General features: G+C 63.6%; 17 protein-coding genes. 9 read left to right on the top strand and 8 right to left on the bottom strand.

Features of this window, described 5'->3' with window-relative positions; all coding sequences use genetic code 11:
* Positions 1-78: 78 nt before the first annotated feature.
* Positions 79-537, bottom strand: a complete 459-nt coding sequence (gene aroQ, locus VF769_RS03830; RefSeq protein WP_331007044.1) for a type II 3-dehydroquinate dehydratase — start codon at positions 535-537, stop codon at positions 79-81.
* A gap of 80 nt (positions 538-617) precedes the next feature.
* On the opposite strand from aroQ, the gene thiS reads away from it, so the two are divergent.
* Genes thiS through VF769_RS03810 form a run of 4 tightly spaced genes read left to right on the top strand, consistent with a single transcriptional unit; the run spans position 618 to position 3,188 of the window.
* Positions 618-818, top strand: a complete 201-nt coding sequence (gene thiS / locus VF769_RS03825; RefSeq protein ID WP_331007043.1) for a sulfur carrier protein ThiS — start codon at positions 618-620, stop codon at positions 816-818.
* A 4-nt stretch (positions 819-822) separates the two neighbouring features.
* Positions 823-2,013 (top strand): SMI1/KNR4 family protein, encoded by a 1,191-nt coding sequence (locus tag VF769_RS03820; protein WP_331007042.1) that lies wholly within the window; start codon positions 823-825, stop codon positions 2,011-2,013.
* Positions 2,010-2,780, top strand: a complete 771-nt coding sequence (locus VF769_RS03815; RefSeq protein WP_331007041.1) for a thiazole synthase — start codon at positions 2,010-2,012, stop codon at positions 2,778-2,780. The genes VF769_RS03820 and VF769_RS03815 overlap by 4 nt, the downstream gene beginning before the upstream one ends.
* Before the next feature lie 39 nt (positions 2,781-2,819).
* On the top strand, positions 2,820-3,188 hold the full coding sequence (locus VF769_RS03810; RefSeq protein ID WP_331007040.1) for an endonuclease domain-containing protein: 369 nt from the start codon (positions 2,820-2,822) through the stop codon (positions 3,186-3,188).
* 121 nt (positions 3,189-3,309) lie between these two features.
* Here VF769_RS03810 and trmFO read toward each other — a convergent pair whose 3' ends face one another.
* Positions 3,310-4,821, bottom strand: coding sequence for a methylenetetrahydrofolate--tRNA-(uracil(54)-C(5))-methyltransferase (FADH(2)-oxidizing) TrmFO (trmFO, locus tag VF769_RS03805; RefSeq protein ID WP_331007039.1), 1,512 nt, complete (start codon positions 4,819-4,821; stop codon positions 3,310-3,312).
* Positions 4,822-4,909: 88 nt separating this feature from the next.
* On the opposite strand from trmFO, the gene VF769_RS03800 reads away from it, so the two are divergent.
* Together VF769_RS03800 and VF769_RS03795 are read left to right on the top strand one after the other, a co-directional pair.
* Positions 4,910-5,779 (top strand): hypothetical protein, encoded by an 870-nt coding sequence (locus VF769_RS03800; protein ID WP_331007038.1) that lies wholly within the window; start codon positions 4,910-4,912, stop codon positions 5,777-5,779.
* Between the two features lie 42 nt (positions 5,780-5,821).
* A complete protein-coding gene (locus VF769_RS03795) occupies positions 5,822-7,153 on the top strand; it encodes an MATE family efflux transporter (protein ID WP_331007037.1) in 1,332 nt (443 codons plus the stop codon).
* Here the strand turns inward: VF769_RS03795 and VF769_RS03790 are convergent.
* Positions 7,150-8,040 (bottom strand): cobalamin biosynthesis protein CbiG, encoded by an 891-nt coding sequence (locus VF769_RS03790; RefSeq protein WP_331007036.1) that lies wholly within the window; start codon positions 8,038-8,040, stop codon positions 7,150-7,152. The two genes, VF769_RS03795 and VF769_RS03790, sit on opposite strands and share 4 nt — an antisense overlap.
* A 229-nt stretch (positions 8,041-8,269) precedes the next feature.
* Between VF769_RS03790 and gltX the strand changes: the two genes are divergently transcribed.
* Positions 8,270-9,607: a glutamate--tRNA ligase gene (gltX, locus tag VF769_RS03785; protein ID WP_331007035.1), complete on the top strand. Its 1,338-nt coding sequence runs from the start codon at positions 8,270-8,272 to the stop codon at positions 9,605-9,607.
* Positions 9,608-9,609: 2 nt separating this feature from the next.
* Here gltX and VF769_RS03780 read toward each other — a convergent pair whose 3' ends face one another.
* The 4 genes from VF769_RS03780 to VF769_RS03765 are packed head-to-tail and all read right to left on the bottom strand — an operon-like array spanning position 9,610 to position 12,060.
* Positions 9,610-10,197: a hypothetical protein gene (locus tag VF769_RS03780; protein WP_331007034.1), complete on the bottom strand. Its 588-nt coding sequence runs from the start codon at positions 10,195-10,197 to the stop codon at positions 9,610-9,612.
* Entirely contained in the window at positions 10,190-10,723 is a 534-nt protein-coding gene (locus VF769_RS03775) for an RNA polymerase sigma factor (RefSeq protein WP_331007033.1), read from the bottom strand. The genes VF769_RS03780 and VF769_RS03775 overlap by 8 nt, the downstream gene beginning before the upstream one ends.
* Positions 10,724-10,761: 38 nt before the next feature.
* A complete protein-coding gene (locus tag VF769_RS03770) occupies positions 10,762-11,433 on the bottom strand; it encodes a hypothetical protein (RefSeq protein ID WP_331007032.1) in 672 nt (223 codons plus the stop codon).
* A gap of 51 nt (positions 11,434-11,484) precedes the next feature.
* Positions 11,485-12,060, bottom strand: coding sequence for a TIGR00730 family Rossman fold protein (locus VF769_RS03765; RefSeq protein ID WP_331007031.1), 576 nt, complete (start codon positions 12,058-12,060; stop codon positions 11,485-11,487).
* Between the two features lie 83 nt (positions 12,061-12,143).
* On the opposite strand from VF769_RS03765, the gene VF769_RS03760 reads away from it, so the two are divergent.
* Both VF769_RS03760 and VF769_RS03755 read left to right on the top strand, forming a co-directional pair.
* Positions 12,144-13,979: an ABC transporter ATP-binding protein/permease gene (locus VF769_RS03760; RefSeq protein ID WP_331007030.1), complete on the top strand. Its 1,836-nt coding sequence runs from the start codon at positions 12,144-12,146 to the stop codon at positions 13,977-13,979.
* Between the two features lie 48 nt (positions 13,980-14,027).
* Complete coding sequence (locus VF769_RS03755; RefSeq protein WP_331007029.1) at positions 14,028-14,618, top strand: hypothetical protein; 591 nt, start codon at positions 14,028-14,030, stop codon at positions 14,616-14,618.
* Here VF769_RS03755 and VF769_RS03750 read toward each other — a convergent pair.
* Positions 14,615-16,252: an NAD(P)/FAD-dependent oxidoreductase gene (locus VF769_RS03750; RefSeq protein ID WP_331007028.1), complete on the bottom strand. Its 1,638-nt coding sequence runs from the start codon at positions 16,250-16,252 to the stop codon at positions 14,615-14,617. The two genes, VF769_RS03755 and VF769_RS03750, sit on opposite strands and share 4 nt — an antisense overlap.
* Positions 16,253-16,273 lie beyond the last annotated feature (21 nt).

Here is a 16,273-nt window from a genome sequence, read left to right as displayed (position 1 = left end):
GGATCGAGGCCAATTCGCGCACAAGATCGGGATCGATCGCTTGAGTCTTCTTATCGCTCATTGTCTGCGGTTTCCTGCTCACGCGCCTTTGCTTTCATTCGCCAACAAGGCTGCCGCCTCGATGGCTAGTAGATACGAGGTCGCCCCAAAGCCGGCGATCACGCCCTTTGCGGCTTTGCCCACTAACGAAACGTGACGGAAGTCTTCACGCGTTGCGGGGTTGGAGAGGTGGGTTTCGATCACCGGAATGGAGATGGCCTTGATCGCGTCATGGAGAGCGACCGAGGTGTGGGTGTAGGCGCCGGCGTTTAGAACAACCGCGCCCGCCTTGTCGCGGGCTTCTTGCAGCCAATTCACCAATTCGCCCTCGATGTTCGACTGGCGGAATTCGACGGCAAAGCCCAATTGGCCCGCCCGCGCGACGCAGGCTTGCTCAATATCGGCCAGGGTGGCGTGGCCGTAGATGTGCGGTTCGCGCGTGCCTAACAGATTGAGATTAGGGCCGTTAAGCACGTAGATCGGTTTCCGGTCCGGCATGGTCCCTTTGCGCGGCTGGTGGGTGGCGGGCGTTGAACCCGGCCCGGGGGGGCTTTAAGTCGGGGCGGATAGGAAGGCTTATGCGTCTGACGGTCAACGGAGAAATGCGCGAGGCGCCCGATTCGGCGACCATCGCCGATCTGCTCGCCTCCCTGGAGATCGAGGGCGCCCGCGTGGCCGTCGAACGCAACCGCGAGATCGCCCCCAAGAGCCTCTGGGCCAGCACCGCTCTGCAAGACGGGGACCAGCTGGAAATCGTCCAGTTTGTGGGGGGCGGGTGACGACATGCCCCCGAACGACTCGGCTGAGGATCTGAGCAATCGCGCGCGGCGATTTGGTCTAGTCATCTACCAGGACCGGTTGATCTATGACGCTCAGCCCGGGATCACCGACGAGTTAATCTCAAAAGTTGAGGGTCATTGTCGGGGTGAGTTGCCCGACGAGCTGAAACTACTCTGGCGCGCCTCATTCGGCGGATCGGTCGACTACGATCTAGAGATTGAGCTTGGCGACGCGATCGTCGAATTCTCGTTCACGGAACTGTTCTACCCGGGAAGCGACGGGTATCGGGACCTGACGGGGTGGATCGAATACGAACTGGAACTCGCCGAAGAGGTCGCGCACGAACACGGCCAGAATTTTGACGGGCGGTTGGGCTATCTGCCGTTTGGCGGCTTTGAATATGCCGATCGCCTTTACATCTGTGTTGAGCCTGGCCCCGATTACGGCTCTGTCCACGCGTGGATGCATGGGCTTCCGCCTGCGTGGGTGTTGAGACTCAACGACGACCGCGCCGGTCGGATTGCAGATAACTTGCCTTCTCTATTTCGCCGTCTCGACCTTGCGAGTGATCCCTTTGCTGCCACAGAAGACAAGTTCGCGATGGGCGGCAACCTTGCCGCAATCGTGGAGAAAATTGACGGCGAAGACCGTGACTTGAGCGAGCGGTTGCGAGAGCTTGTGCGGGATGCTGTCGTCGATTGGCCGAGCGCGTTGGCCAATGGCTCGCTGGCGGTCAAGCCTCGCCATTGTCGCCTGGCGATGCGCGACGCCATAGAGCGCGATGATCGCGGACAATTGCTTCGCTTGGAGTCCCTTGGGTGCTCCTTCCAGCAGCGTCTGCGAGCAGATGGGAACGCACTAGATTTTGCCCTCGCTCTTGGTCGAATCGACACGGCGGAGTTTCTGTTCGATAGGGGCGTCCGTTCACTGCAAGCAATTCGCAATGGCGCCCGCACAGCGCCAGCAGGCTTTGTTCGTCGCCTCTTAGAGTCCGGGGCGCAGCCGAGTGCGCTAGCCGCGAAGGCCGCTGCTCTTGCGGGCTTTCACGAGAGTGCCGTTCTTATAGCCAGCGCGCTTGAGCCCGACGAACGCGCAAGGTTTGCCGCCGAACTTGATCCCGACAAAGCTCAAGAAAAGTGGAAAGCCATTGAGATGTTGCGCGATGCATGCTTCGCGATGGATAGAAAACCATGACTGATACCCTCACCATCGCCGGCAAGAGCTATTCCTCGCGCCTCATCATCGGCACCGGCAAATATAAGTCGTACGCGGAAAACGCGGCCGCACTTGAGGCGAGCGGGGCGGAGATTGTCACGGTTGCGGTGCGGCGGGTGAATTTGAGTGATCCGACCAAGGAACGGCTCACCGATCACATCGATCCGAAGAAGGTGGAGTTTCTGCCTAACACCGCCGGCTGCTTCACCGCCGACGATGCGTTGCGCACGCTCAGGCTCGCGCGCGAGGCGGGCGATTGGAAGCTGGTGAAGCTTGAAGTGCTGGCCGATCAGAAGACGCTCTATCCCGACATGGAAGAGACGCTGAAGGCCGCGAAAGTGCTCGTCGCCGAGGGCTTCTCTGTGATGGTCTATTGCAGCGACGATCCGGTTTACGCGCGCAAGCTTGAGGATGCGGGCTGCGTCGCGATCATGCCGCTGGGCTCGCTAATTGGTTCGGGGCTTGGCGTGCAAAATCCTGTCGGCATTCGCTTGATCGTGGAGCAAGCGCGCGTGCCGGTGATCGTGGACGCCGGCGTCGGCACCGCAAGCGATGCAGCGATCGCGATGGAGCTGGGCGTCGACGGCGTGCTGATGAACACCGCCATCGCCGAAGCGAAAGACCCAATCCGCATGGCGAAAGCCATGAAGCACGCCGTGATCGCGGGGCGTGAAGCCTATCTCGCCGGGCGGATGGGGAAGAAGAAATACGCTGATCCGTCGAGCCCGCTGGCGGGGCTGATTTAAAGAACCCTCTCCCCGAAAGGGGAGAGGGCAGGGTGAGGGATGACTCCGTCGTTGCCAAGCAAAGGCACGCTCCGCGACCGCGCACGCGGCATGCGTAAACAGCTGTCGCAAGCCGAACGCTCCCTCTGGGACATAGTCCGCGACAATCGCCTTGGCTTCAAATTTCGCCGACAACGTCCAATCAGCCGCTACATCGCGGATTTCGCGTGCATGGAAGCAAAGTTGATCGTTGAGATCGATGGCGCTTCTCACGATCTCGCTGATCAGATCGAATACGATGCCGAGCGCACGCGGATACTGAACGCGCTCGGCCGGCGTGTGCTGCGCATACGCGACACGCTTGTGCTTTCAGATGCGAGTGCGGCTTCTGCGCTTATCCTCGAAGCCCTGCGCCAACCCTCACCCTAACCCTCTCCCCTCTCGGGGAGAGGGAACGACGGAGTGAACGCCGTCCGCTGTTGGTGGGGGTTGAGCTAAAGAACCCTCTCCCCGAGAGGGGAGAGGGCAGGGTGAGGGGATAGCTCCGTCGTCAGCGCAGTGAGGCGCCGTCCAACCACCCCGCCAAATCCGCCAACGCCCGCTCCGCCAGCGCCAGCTTCTTCGCGCGGCCACGCTCTTCGCCTTTGAGCCTTTTCCCATCAGGCCCGTGCGTCGGCGCGTCGATCGGGGGAAACAAGCCGAAGTTTACGTTCATCGGCTGGAAAGAGCCTTTGCCGTCGGTGATATGTCCGCCGGTGACGTGGACGACCAAGGCGCCGAGTGCGGTTGTGTGCGGCGGCGGCTCGATCGCGCGGCCCAAGCGTTCGGCGGCGGCGAAGCGCCCGGCGAGCATGCCCATCGCAGCGCTTTCGACATAGCCTTCAACGCCCGTCACTTGGCCGGCGAAGCGCACGCGCGGTTCGGCCTTCAAACGCAATGTTGAATCGAGCAGGCGCGGCGAGTTCAAAAACGTGTTGCGATGGATGCCGCCGAGACGTGCGAAGCGCGCGTTCTCAAGGCCGGGGATCATGCGGAAGATCTCTTCTTGCGCGCCGTATTTCAGCTTGGTCTGGAAGCCGACCATGTTGAACAGCGTGCCGAGCTTGTTGTCTTGGCGCAGCTGCACCACCGCGTAAGGCCGCTTGCCAGTGCGCGCGTCCATCAAGCCGACAGGCTTCATCGGCCCGAAGCGCAAAGTCTCCGACCCGCGTTCGGCCATTACTTCGATCGGCAAGCAGCCTTCGAAATAGGGCGTGTTCTTTTCCCAGTCCTTGAACTCTGTCTTCGCGCCGGCATTGAGCGCGGCGATGAAGGCTTCGTATTGCTCCTTATCCATCGGGCAATTGACGTAAGCGGCCTTGTCGCCGCCGGGGCCTTCTTTGTCGTAACGCGATTGCTTCCAGGCGATGTCGAAATTGATCGAGTCCGCATGCACGATCGGCGCGATGGCGTCGAAGAAAGCGAGGGAGTCTTCGCCGGTGAGGCTGCGGATGGAGTCCGCAAGCGCAGGCGAGGTGAGTGGGCCGGTGGCGAAGATGACGGAATCATCTTCCCCCGCGTGCGGGGGAAGTGGATCGCGCGCAGCGCGAGACGAAGGGGGCAGTTGTGAAGCGGGATCACTTCCCCCTTCGTCATTCGCTTCGCTCATGACACTTCCCCCGCAAGCGGGGGAAGATAAGAGAGCGTCGAGCGAACGCACTTCCTCGCGCGACACCGTGATGAGCGGATGCGCTGTCAGCGCGGCCGTCACGGCGTTGCTGAACACATCGCGATCCACCGCCAGCGCACTGCCCGCCGGCACCTGCGCGGGGACGGCGCTGGCCATCACCAGCGAGCCCAAGCGCCGCATCTCTTCGTGCAGCAGGCCCACAGCATTGCCGCGCCAATCATCGCTGCGGAACGAATTGGAACACACGAGTTCCGCGAACTTGTCCGTATGGTGCGCGTCGGTTTTCACCACCGGCCGCATCTCGTGCAGCACCACCGGCACGCCAGCATTCGCCAGCGCCCAAGCGGCTTCCGATCCGGCCATACCACCGCCGACGACGTGAACAGGTTTCATGGCGATCACATGCCGCGCCGACGCCCGCCCTTCAAGCCTCGCCGCCCGCGCCAAATCCAGGCATAAGCGCTCCGCAAGGGAGAAAATCATGGCCGAAGGCGGCAAGGTGCCAATTCAGGAAAGCGTCGGCGCGGCTCTGGCGAGCGTGCGCGCCCATAGGCGGCTCGTGCTAACGGCGTCGGCGATTGGCGCGGCGGCGCTCGCCGTGGTGACGGCTCTTGCGCTTTTCGTCCCCCCGTTGGGCTTCTTGACCACGATCGGGAGCACGTTCGTCCGCGCTCTTGTTTATGCCGTCTTCGTGGCCGCGGCGCTCGGCATCGCGGCGAACGTGCGGCAGCGCCTCGGCGCGGACGGCTTTCGCGTGTGGGCGTCGATGGCGGTCGTCGGTTTCTTCATGTTCATCGTCATGTTCGTGCTGTTGATCCCTGGCATGATCGCCTTGTTCGCCGGGCCGATGGCGCCGTACGTGGCCGATCTGCAGAACGCGGGCTCCGATGAAGGTGCGGTTATTTCCATCATGACCCGCTTCGTCCAGGAGCAGCCAGGCGCAGTTGTAAGCTTCATGCTGTTCTACGCGATTGTCTGGGTGCTGCTGACGTCGCGACTTTATCTCGCCGCGCCGGCGAGCGTCGATGCCGGCCGGATTCTCACCTTTGAGACATGGGCATGGACCAAGGGCTCGATGCTGCGCATCACCGCCGCGCGGCTCCTGCTGCTGGGGCCGGCCTACGTGCTGGTCAGCGCGCTCGATTACGTTGTGGCGAGTGTTGCCGGCATTAACGCGATGGATCCGGTGGCCACTGCGGCGGCGGCGCAGAGCAACCCTGTCGTGTTTATCGCCTATGTCCTGGTCACGACCTTCATCACATTCGCGGTCTTCTCCTCCCTCGAAGCCGGGCTTTCGTCCTATCTTTATCGCGGTTTGAAACCCGCCGCGGCGCAGCAATCCGCCGCTTAAGCCTCGACCGAGTCGCGGGGTTCGGCTAAACGGCGCGTCCCCATGTCGAGTTCACGCTCCTACGTCGCGCCGTTGCTGCGCATCGCCGGCCCGACCGCGCTCGCGCGTCTGGGCATTATCGGCATGGCGTTGGTGGACGTCATCGTTGTCGGCCAATTGGCGCCGGGCGAACTGCCGCACCAGGCGCTCGGCTGGGCGCCGACGGCTGTGTTCTTGGTGGCCGCGATCGGGCTGCTGCAAGGCGTGCAAGTGCTTGCGGCGCGTTCGCTCGGCGAGGGTAATCCCGAAGGCGCGGGCGTGGCGTTGCGGCGCGGTTTGGTGCTGGCGCTGGTCGCGGGTCTCGTCTCGGCGCTGGCCATGTGGGGCGCCGGCAAAAATCTCTTCACGATCTTCGGCATCGAGGAAGCGCTCGCAGCGCCGTCGACGCCGGTGATGGCGGTGCTCGCGTTCTCGATCCCGCTGCACCTCATGTACATCGCCGGCACGTACTTTCTCGAAGCGATCAAGAAGCCGGGCATTTCGACCGCGATCATGTGGCTCGCCAACGGCGTGAACCTCGTCTTGAATCTGTGGTGGGTGCCTGAGCACGGCGCGATAGGCTCCGCCTGGGCGACAGTGGGCGCGCGCGTATTTCTCGCCGGCGCGCTGCTCCTCTGCATCTATTTCCTACGCGAGCACGCGCGCTACGGCGTGCGTAAAAGCGGCGGCGAAGGCCCAAGCTATCGCGCGCTGCTGGCCGTCGGTATTGCCGCGGCCGTCAGCCAAGCCGTCGAAGCGGGCGCCTTCTCAGCGATGACGGTGATCGCAGGCCGCATCGGCGCGGAAGTCGTGTCCGCGTATCAGATTTTGCTCAATCTGATGGCCTTCGTGTTCATGATCGCGCTGGGCATCGGCGCGGCGACCGCCGTGCTTGTATCTGAAGCGGTGGGACGGCGCGCGCCGGACGACGTGGTGAAGGCGGGCTGGACCGGCATCGCGCTGAACGCCATCGGCATGCTGATCGCGGCGGTCGCGTTGCTGATGTTCGCCGAACCCATCAGCCGCGTTTATACGGCCGACTTGGCGCTCGCGGCGTTGATCGCGTCGCTTGTGTGGATATGCGCGATCGCGCTCTTGCCGGACGGCACCCAGGTGGTCGTCGCCTATGGCCTGCGCGCGCGCGGCGACAATTGGTTTCCGACCTTCAGCCACATTCTTGCCTACGCCGTGGCCATGCCGATTATCGGCTATTGGCTGGCCGAGCACGAAGGCATGGGCGTGGCAGGGCTGTTGTTTGCGATCTTCTGGTCGAGCGTGCTGAGCGGAGGCGTGCTGCTGCTGCGCTGGTCTTTCCTGCGCAAGCGCTTGCCAGCCGAGGTCAGCGCCAGCGCTTAAGCTGGCGCGCCCAGGATCCAGCCTTCCTCGCGCTCCACGATCTCACGACGCGGATCATCCTTCGCCGGGCCAAACATCGCCGCGAGCTGGCCCTTGTCATCGAGCGCATTGAAGCGCTCGCACGCTGTGCGGACCTGCGCTTGATCCTTGATCTCGCCCGCCGCGGGCTTGGCGCCGAATTGGCTCGGATAGATTTCCGCGAACACGCACTCGACCTCCGAGAGATCGGACGGCGTCAACGGCTTCCAGCCGGTTTCGAACGGCCACAGTCTCGCCGCGCGCTTCTCGGCCAAGCGCTTGATCACGGGCAGACCCGTCAGCGCCTGACCGCCGACGGACCCTTGATAATAGAGCTTCCAAATCGAGGAGGGGCCCTTGATCGCTTGCTCCGCCAAACGGAATTCCGGCAGATCGCCGTCGCCATGCTCGCGCGGGCGCTTGGCCGAGAGCATCGTCTGCTCGTCGCGCGCGGGCGCGCCCCAGAACGGGAACGCCTCGCCCGTCATCAGCCGGTTCATCTTGGCGCCGACTTGAAAGCGATTGTTCGTATTGTCGGGCTTGTCCTTCACTTCCTTGGCCGCGAAATCGATCAGCGCGCGCCAAGGCTCGCCGGCCAGCTGCAATGCCGCCGCCGTGCCGCGCGGAAAGCCGAGCGGGAAGTCGAAGCCCACAAGCGTGCGCTCGCCCTTGCGCCTCAGATCGTCGAGCACATTGGCGAGCAGTTTTTCCGCGTCGGCGCGGGTGGCGGGATTGTGCGACTCAAACGCCATCTGGAAACGCACATTGCGCTTCAGCACGCCGACCCAGATCGAATCCGGACCGGTCGTCGGCTTGGAAGCAGCGCTCCAATCGACCATCACATAGGCTTGGAAGAGGCGTTGGCTCATGTCGTGCGTGGACCGGTTATTGGCCGGCCTGTCCTGTTTGGCGAAAGGTAGAGGGGCGCTTTGCGGGCGCGGGACGTAGGAGCTTTTCTAACCGAAAACAACATCTGGCCAAGCCAAACCGGCCGGGCTGCAGCCCTAGGGCGGCCCAGCGCTGGACATTTCCAGCCGGCGCGCCGCATAACCCGGCCCTTCCCGCGACCAGAAGTCCAAAGCCCAGAAACCTAAAACAATGTCCATCCGTCTCCGTTTCGCCCCGTCGCCCACGGGCCGCATCCATGTCGGCAATGTCCGTACGGCGTTGATGAATTGGCTGTTTGCCGTCCGCGAGGGCGGGCAGGTGCTGCTGCGGATCGACGACACCGATATTGCCCGCTCGACCAAGGAATTCGAGCAGAGCATCGTCGACGATCTGGCGTGGCTGGGCTTGCCGTGGAGCGAGCGCGCCAATCAATCGCATCGCTTCGATGTCTACGAGAAGGCGGCGGAAAAGTTGAAGGCCGCAGGCTTGCTCTATCCCTGCTACGAGACGGAAGACGAACTCGATCGTAAGCGCAAGATCGCCCAAGCGACCAACAAGCCGCCCATCTATGATCGCGCCGCGCTGAAGCTCACCGGGTCCGATCGCGCCAAGCTCGAGGCCGAAGGCCGCAAGCCGCACTGGCGTTTCAAGCTTTCCGGCGCGCGCAAGGATTGGGTCGATCTCGTGCGCGGGCCGCAATCGATCGACACCGGCTCGCTCTCCGATCCCGTGCTCATCCGCGAAGATGGCGCCTTCCTCTACACACTGCCGAGCGTGGTGGACGACATCGACTTCAAGATCACGCACATCGTGCGGGGTGAAGACCACGTCACGAACTCAGGCGTGCAAATCGAAATCTTCGAAGCCTTGGGCGGTGACGTTCCGGCGTTCGGCCACTTCCCGCTGCTGGTCGGCGCCGACGGCAATGCGCTGTCGAAGCGCATCGGTTCGCTCGGCGTCAGCGAATTGGCGGCCGAGGGCTATGAGCCGATGACCATCCTCTCGCATCTCGCCAAGATTGGCACCTCCGATCCCGTGGAGGCGCGCACCAGCTTGGAGCAATTGGCGTCCGAATTTGCCTTCGAAAAAATCGGCCGCGCGCCGGCGCGCTTCGATCCCGAAGAGCTCAAGCGCGTGAACGCGGCGCTATTGCATCAATACGAATACGCGACCGTGAAGGATCGTTTGGCGAAGCTCGGCGCTGACAAGGGCGAAGCGTTCTGGAACGCGGTCCGCGCGAACCTCGTGCTGCTGCCGGACGTGAAGGAATGGGCCAAGATCGTCGACGGCCCGATCTCGCCCGTCGTTCCCGACGCCGCGTTCGCACAAGCGGCGGCCGATGTGCTGCCGAAAGGGCCTTATGATGCGACCTCATGGAGCGCCTTCACCAGCGCCGTGAAGGAGAAGACCGGCGCGAAGGGCAAGGCGCTCTTCATGCCGCTCCGCCAAGCGCTGACCGGCATGGATCACGGCCCGGAGATGGCCGCGCTCTTCCCGCTGATCGGCGAAGACCGCGCCCGCAAGCGGCTGCTGGGGCAGTCGGCCTGAGCTTAGACCGCGCGTATCTGATCGAGCGCAGCGATTTCGCGGTCGAGCGTCTTCACGGCTTGCTTGTTCAACCAGGCCACGCCGGCGAACACAGCGCCCGCGAAGCAAACGCTAAGGCCGAACAGGATCGCGCGCGCTGGCAACGGCGCCGGCGAGTCCGGCGCAAACGTGGCGCCCGCCAGGAACACCAGCAAGCCCGGCGCGAGCGGCGCAAGATACCAGCGCCATACCGTGTCCAACGCCGTGCGCTGGCGCTGCAATTCGCTGCGGTGAAACTCCGCCCAGGCTTGAGCTTGGTCGGTCTCGTCCGCCGTCTTGGCGCGCGCCAAGGTGTAGAGCTTCCAGCACACATAGAGCGTGCCCAGCACGATCATCGCCGCGCCCAATTGCACGATTGGAGAAGGGATGGTGACCGCAAACCAGCCAAAGCAAGCGATCACGAAGATGCTTGCGGCATATTCGGTAGCGTTGCGCCAACGAATGCGCGCCTGAAAGCGGGTGGCGCGCGCGCGGATGTCGGCTAGGCTCATGGTGAACGGCTCCTGCGCTTGATTGGTCCAGAGTTCTTGGAGGGGATCGCGATCAGTCATGGGATGCGCTCGCGGCAAGATCGTTGAAGCGTTGGGCGAGGATGGTCTTCACGCGTGAGATGCGCGTCGCGACGGCGCCGGCGCTGAGACCCGTGATATCCGCGATGGCGGCGGCGTCGACGCCTTCGAGGTAAAGCGTGATGATCTGCCGATCCGGCGGCTTTAGCGCCCGGATCAGCATATGCAGGCGTTCGAGCGCGTCGCTGGTTTCGTGTTCGTCGCGCAGATCGCGCCCGTCGGGCAGATGGTCGATTTCGTCCAATGAGACCGCGCCAGCCCGGGTGCGTCGTTCGCGGCCGACATGGCTGGCGGCCACATTATGCGCGACGCGGTAAACCCACGTGCGCAAGGCGCAGCGCCCGTCGAATGTGGTCATGCTGCGCCAGAGCGCGACATGCATGTCCTGTAGCAGATCGCGTCGACGTTCCGGGTTCGCCTCCATGGCGCAGGCCAAACGCTGGAGCGCCCCGCCAAATTCGGCGGCGGCGGCGAGATAGCGCGCATCCTGATCGGGGTTTCCAGCCATGACCCTATAGTCGGGGGCGGGGCGACTTTCTTACAAGCCTAGAGGCTGCGGCCCGCAGGGCCGTTTTTCTCCCACGCTTCGATGAGCGTCCGTGAGAATTGCATCGCCAGCGCCTTGACGCGCATTTGCACGTCGTCGCGTGTGGTGTGATAGGCGGCGAAATCGTGGCTGATGCTGGCCGCCTCAAGCGCTTTGCTCATCTGCTCTTGCGCGCGCACCATGAATTTGGCCGCGGCCTCCACGAAAGCCGGCACGTTGCCGTTGGGATGCATGGCGATATCGGCCACCAAAGCGGTGCGCTCATCCGCGGCCAAATACATCACGTTCCAATCGTCGTACGGATAAAGGTCCAGCGACGTCATCAAAAATACGCCCGTCGCGCCATTCCAGCACGGATCGGGGATCAGGAAGAAGGGGCGAACCTTCGCACCGGCCAGGCGCGCCTCGATATTGCGCTGCGCCAGCGCATTGCGCTCTTCGTGGCGCGCGCGGCCTTCTTCGATGCGCGCGGCGATCGACGCTTCGTTGGGCACGAGATTGCTTTCGTCGTCGGGACTGAGCCCCATCGCGCGCAGCGATTGACCGTGGGGTCCGTCCCAGACTTCATCGGGGATGATCCGGCGTCGGCCATAGGCGTCCGTGTGCGCCGGAGGCGCCATAGGCGTCGGCGACGATTGCGGCGCGGCCGGTGGCTTCTTCCCAAAACTCATCACCGCCCCTGAATTCCAGCGGACGCTAACGCAGCGTCGTTAACCGATAGTTCAAACTGGGGCCGAGACGCGAAGCGCGGCGAAACAATCTTCAATGCTGCGCACGTTGGCGACAGCTTCGTGGAAACTGGCCGGCGTCAGGTTGGCTTCCACCGTATGCTGAATCAAATGGAAAAACGGGTCCCAGAAGTCGTCCTCGGCCAGGAAGACGACCGGCTTGAAGTGCAGATCCAGCCGGCGCCAGGAGAGCGTTTCCACCGCTTCCTCCAGTGTGCCGATGCCGCCCGGCAGCACCACGAACGCGTCGGATTCCTCGAACATGATGTGCTTGCGCTCGTGCATGGTGTCGACAAGGCGATGCGGCACCGCGTCGAACACGCGCTCACGCTGCTCCAGGAAATGCGGCATGATGCCGAGCACCTCGCCGCCGGCCGCGGCCGCGGCTTTGGCGCAGCGGCCCATCAGGCCCACGCCGCCGCCGCCATAGACCAAGCGTAGGCCGCGCGCCGCCAGCGCCGCGCCAAATCGTGTCGCGAGATCGAGATATTCGGGCTTCGTCGTCTCCGACGAACCGCAATACACGCACACGGAGCGGACTTTGGCGCCGGGCGCACTGGAATCGGCCATGGGGCTCATCACACTTAGCCAATACGGCGCATTGCAGGCGAAAACTAGCGCGCCTAAGTCCGAAGCTTCAGGGATTGTTCCATATGGCGCGTGGTGAGCATAGGCAGGTTGGGCAGCCGGAGGTCGCGGCCGACGCGTCGCCGCCGATCCTGAGGACGATCGCGCGGCTGATGTGGCTGATCGGCGGTCTCGAGGGTCCAGGGTACCGCCTGCGGCTGTGGGCGTCGCTGCTGTTGACGCTGCTCGGCAAGGTGCTCGCCGTCTTCTCGCCCCTGGTGCTGGCGGACGGCATCAACCGGCTGAGCGAAGGCGACGCGGGCGGCGCGCTGCAAGCCTTCATCGGCTTGGCCGGCTTTTGGGCCGCGCTCCGCTTTGCCTCCACCGCGGGCCCGCAATTGCGCGATGCGATCTTCCAGCCGATCAGCGAAGAGGCGCAGCGCCGCGCGGGTACCAACGTGTTCACCCATGTGCACAAGCTGTCGGTGCGCTTCCACCAATCCAAACGCACGGGCTCGGTCTATCGCACCATCGAACGCGGCGTCCGCGCGATCGACTTTCTGCTCCGCTTCCTCGCCTTCAACATCGCACCGACCATTATCGAATTGCTGCTCGCGGCGGGCGTGCTCGGGTTCAAATATGGCTGGAATTTCTCGCTGATCGCGGCGCTGACCGTAGTGATCTACGCCTGGATCACGTTCGGCGTGACGGAATGGCGCCTCAAGCATCGCCGTGAGATGAACGAAGCCGACAGCGAAGCGGCCGGCCGCGCCGTGGATTCGCTGCTCAACTTCGAGACTGTGAAAAGCTTCGCCGCCGAGGCGCGTGAAAGCGAGCGCTACGACAAGGCGCTGGCGTCGTACGCGCACGCCGCAGTGCGGTCGAACACGTCGCTCGTCATGCTCAACGTGCTGCAGAACCTTGTGATGAACGTCGGCCTTGTGGCGATGGTGCTGGCGGCTGGATTCTTGGTGGCGCGCGGGCCGATGGGGCCGGGCGACATCACCGCGGTCATCCTCATCATGACCAACCTCTATGCGCCGCTGAACATCCTGGGCTTCGCCTATCGCGAGATCAAGCAGACCTCGATCGACATGGAGAAGATGTTCGTGTTGCTGGATGAAGCGCCGGACGTCGCCGATGCGCCGAATGCGGTCGCGCTGCGCCCGGGGGCCGGCGAGGTCGTGTTCGACCAAGTGAGCTTCGCGCACGAGGGCCGCGACCAGGGGCTCGACGGCGTCTCCTTCACCGCGCCCGCCGGCAAAACCACGGCGATCGTCGGGCCCTCGGGCGCCGGCAAGTCCACGGTGCTGAAACTGCTCTACCGCTTCTACGATCCCGCCAGCGGCAGCGTACGCATCGATGGTCAGGATTTGCGCGACGTCACGCAGGCGAGTCTGCGCAGCGCGCTTGGCCTCGTGCCGCAGGACGTCGTGCTGTTCAACGACACGATCCGCTACAACATCGCCTATGGCCGCCCTGAAGCCACGCAGATCGAACTTGAGCAAGCCGCGCGCCGCGCGCAATTGCTGCATTTCATCGAGAGCCTGCCGCAAGGCTGGGATACGCGCGTCGGCGAACGCGGCCTGAAGCTCAGCGGCGGCGAAAAGCAGCGCGTCGGCATCGCCCGCGTCGTGCTGAAGAACCCCACCATCCTGATCCTGGACGAAGCCACCTCATCGCTCGACAGCGGCACCGAGGCCGAGGTGCAAGATGCGCTCGAAGAAGCCTCGCGCGGCCGCACCACGCTTGTCGTGGCGCACCGCTTAAGCACCATCGCCAACGCCGATCAGATCGTCGTGTTAGAGGCCGGCCGCGTCGTCGAACGCGGCACGCACGCGGCGCTGATCGCCAAGGATGGGCTCTATGCGGGCTTATGGAAACGCCAAGCCGAAGAGCCGGAAACCGTCGCCGCCGAGTGAGGCGCCTGAAGACAAGCCTTGAGCACCCTTCCGTGCTATCGACGTCCCATGGCTAAAGACATCGACGATCTTATCGCACGCATCCGCACGCTCGAGACAGAACTGGAAGCGGAATTCGCGCGCAGGCGCGCGGGATTGCATTACGGCATCGAACGCGGGCGCGTGCTGTTTGAGCAGGAGGTGGCGCGCCGGCACGCCGAATTGCGCACGCATTTGGCGCGCTACGTGTTCACCGCGCGCCCGCTTGTGGTGTTGACCGCGCCGATCATCTACTCGCTGATCATTCCGTTTGTCGTCTTGGATTTGTGGGTGTCGCTCTATCAAGCGGTGTGTTTCCGCGTGTATGGCATTCCGCAGGTCAAGCGCGGCAAATACATGATCTTCGATCGCGCCGGCCTCAAATATCTCAATGCGCTTGAAAAGCTGAACTGCGCCTATTGCTCGTATGCGAATGGCGTCATTGCTTATGTACGTGAGGTTGGCGCCCGAACCGAGCAATATTGGTGTCCGATCAAGCATGCCCGCCGCGCCTATGGCGCTCATCCCCGCTATTCTGGCTTCGCTGAATATGGCGACGCCGAAATCTATCACGAGACTCTGCGTGAAGGGCGCAAGGCGCTTGCGCGTGAGGCGGACTAACTCACCACCCCGCGCCGAAAATCCCGCGCCACGACTTTCGCCGCATTGTGCCCAGGCGCGCCGGTGACGCCGCCGCCGGGATGCGTGCCGGAGCCGCACATATAGAGGCCGGCGATCGGCGCGCGATAATCGCCGTGGCCAAGCACGGGGCGGGCGCTGAAGAGCTGATCGAGCGACAGCGCGCCATGCATGATGTCGCCGTTCACGAGGCCAAACGTGCGCTCCAAATCGAGCGGCGATAGAATCTGGCGGCCGAGCACGCTCTTGGCGAAGCCCGGCGCGTGTTTGTCGACCGTGGCGATCATCAGATCGGCTACCTCGTCGCGATGATCGTCCCAAGAGCGGCCGTCGGAAAGTTGCGGCTGCAGGTGTTGGCAGAACAGGCTGGCGACATGCTGCCCCGGTGGGGCGAGGCTATCGTCCAGCGTCGACGGGATCAGCATCTCCACGATCGGTTCGCGCGACCAGCCATAGGCGCGCGCGTGGTCATAGGCGCGCTCCATGTAGCGCATCGATGGCGCGATGATGATGCCGGCCGTCAGATGGTCTCCTGGCTCTGGCTTTGAGGTGAAGCGCGGCAGCTCAGAGAGCGCGACATTCATGCGGAACGTGCCGGAGCCGTTGCGATAGCGCGTGATGCGCTCCTGGAAATCCGCCGGCAACGCGCCTTCGGGCACAATGTGCTCGTAGAGCAGCTTCGGATTGAGGTTCGAGATCACGGCTTTCGCGCGGAGCACTTCTCCCTTCGCCGTAACGACGCCACGCGCGTGCGAAGTCTCGCCCACGCGCACGCCGCCCGCCATCTGCGCGATGTTGTCGATCACGAGCTCTTTCACAGTGACGCCGGTGCGAATTTCCACGCCGCGTTCGCGGCAGCATGCCGCCATCGCCTGCGTAATCGCGCCCATGCCGCCGATGGCGTGGCCCCATAGCCCTTTCTTGCCATTCACCTCGCCGAACACGTGATGCAGCAGCACATAGGCGGAGCCCGGCGTGTAGGGGCTCGCATAATTGCCGACGATGGAGTCAAAGCCGAACAACGCCTTGACCGGATCGCTCTCGAACCAGCCATCCAGCCAATCGCCGGCGCTCTTTGAGAAGAGGTCGAGTAGGTCGCGCTTGGCGGTGATGTCGAGATTCTTGAGGCGTCCGCCAAGTTCGGCGGCGCGCAAGCCTTCTTCGAGTGCGCGCACGAGGCCGCGCTCAACCAGATTCGGCGGCTGCTCCAGCAAGAGTCCGCGCACAACATCGGCGATTGTCTCGAGACGGCGCTCGTACTCCGGGAGCCGCTCCGCGTCCCGTTTGGAGAAGCGGGCCACTTCGCTTTGCGTGACGCCGGGTGCGGACATGAAATATTGCCCGTCCGCCAAGGGCAGAAAATTGGAGACCTTACGCTCGACAATGCGCAGACCGTGACGATGCAGGTTGAGGTCGGCGATTACTTTGGGGTTCAGCAGCGAGACGGTGTAGCTCGCGACCGAATTGCGGAAGCCTGGGTGAAATTCCTCGGTCACCGCGGCGCCGCCAACGATGTCGCGCCGTTCGAGCACGAGCACTTTGAGTCCGGCTTGTGCAAGGTAGGCCGCGCAAACGAGGCCGTTATGGCCGGCGCCGATGATGATGACGTCGTGCATGGGAAGCGGTCATGGCGCGCG

Source organism: Vitreimonas sp., assembly GCF_036392335.1.
Taxonomy (GTDB): domain Bacteria; phylum Pseudomonadota; class Alphaproteobacteria; order Caulobacterales; family Aquidulcibacteraceae; genus Vitreimonas.
This window is presented reverse-complemented; position numbering and strand designations above follow the sequence as displayed.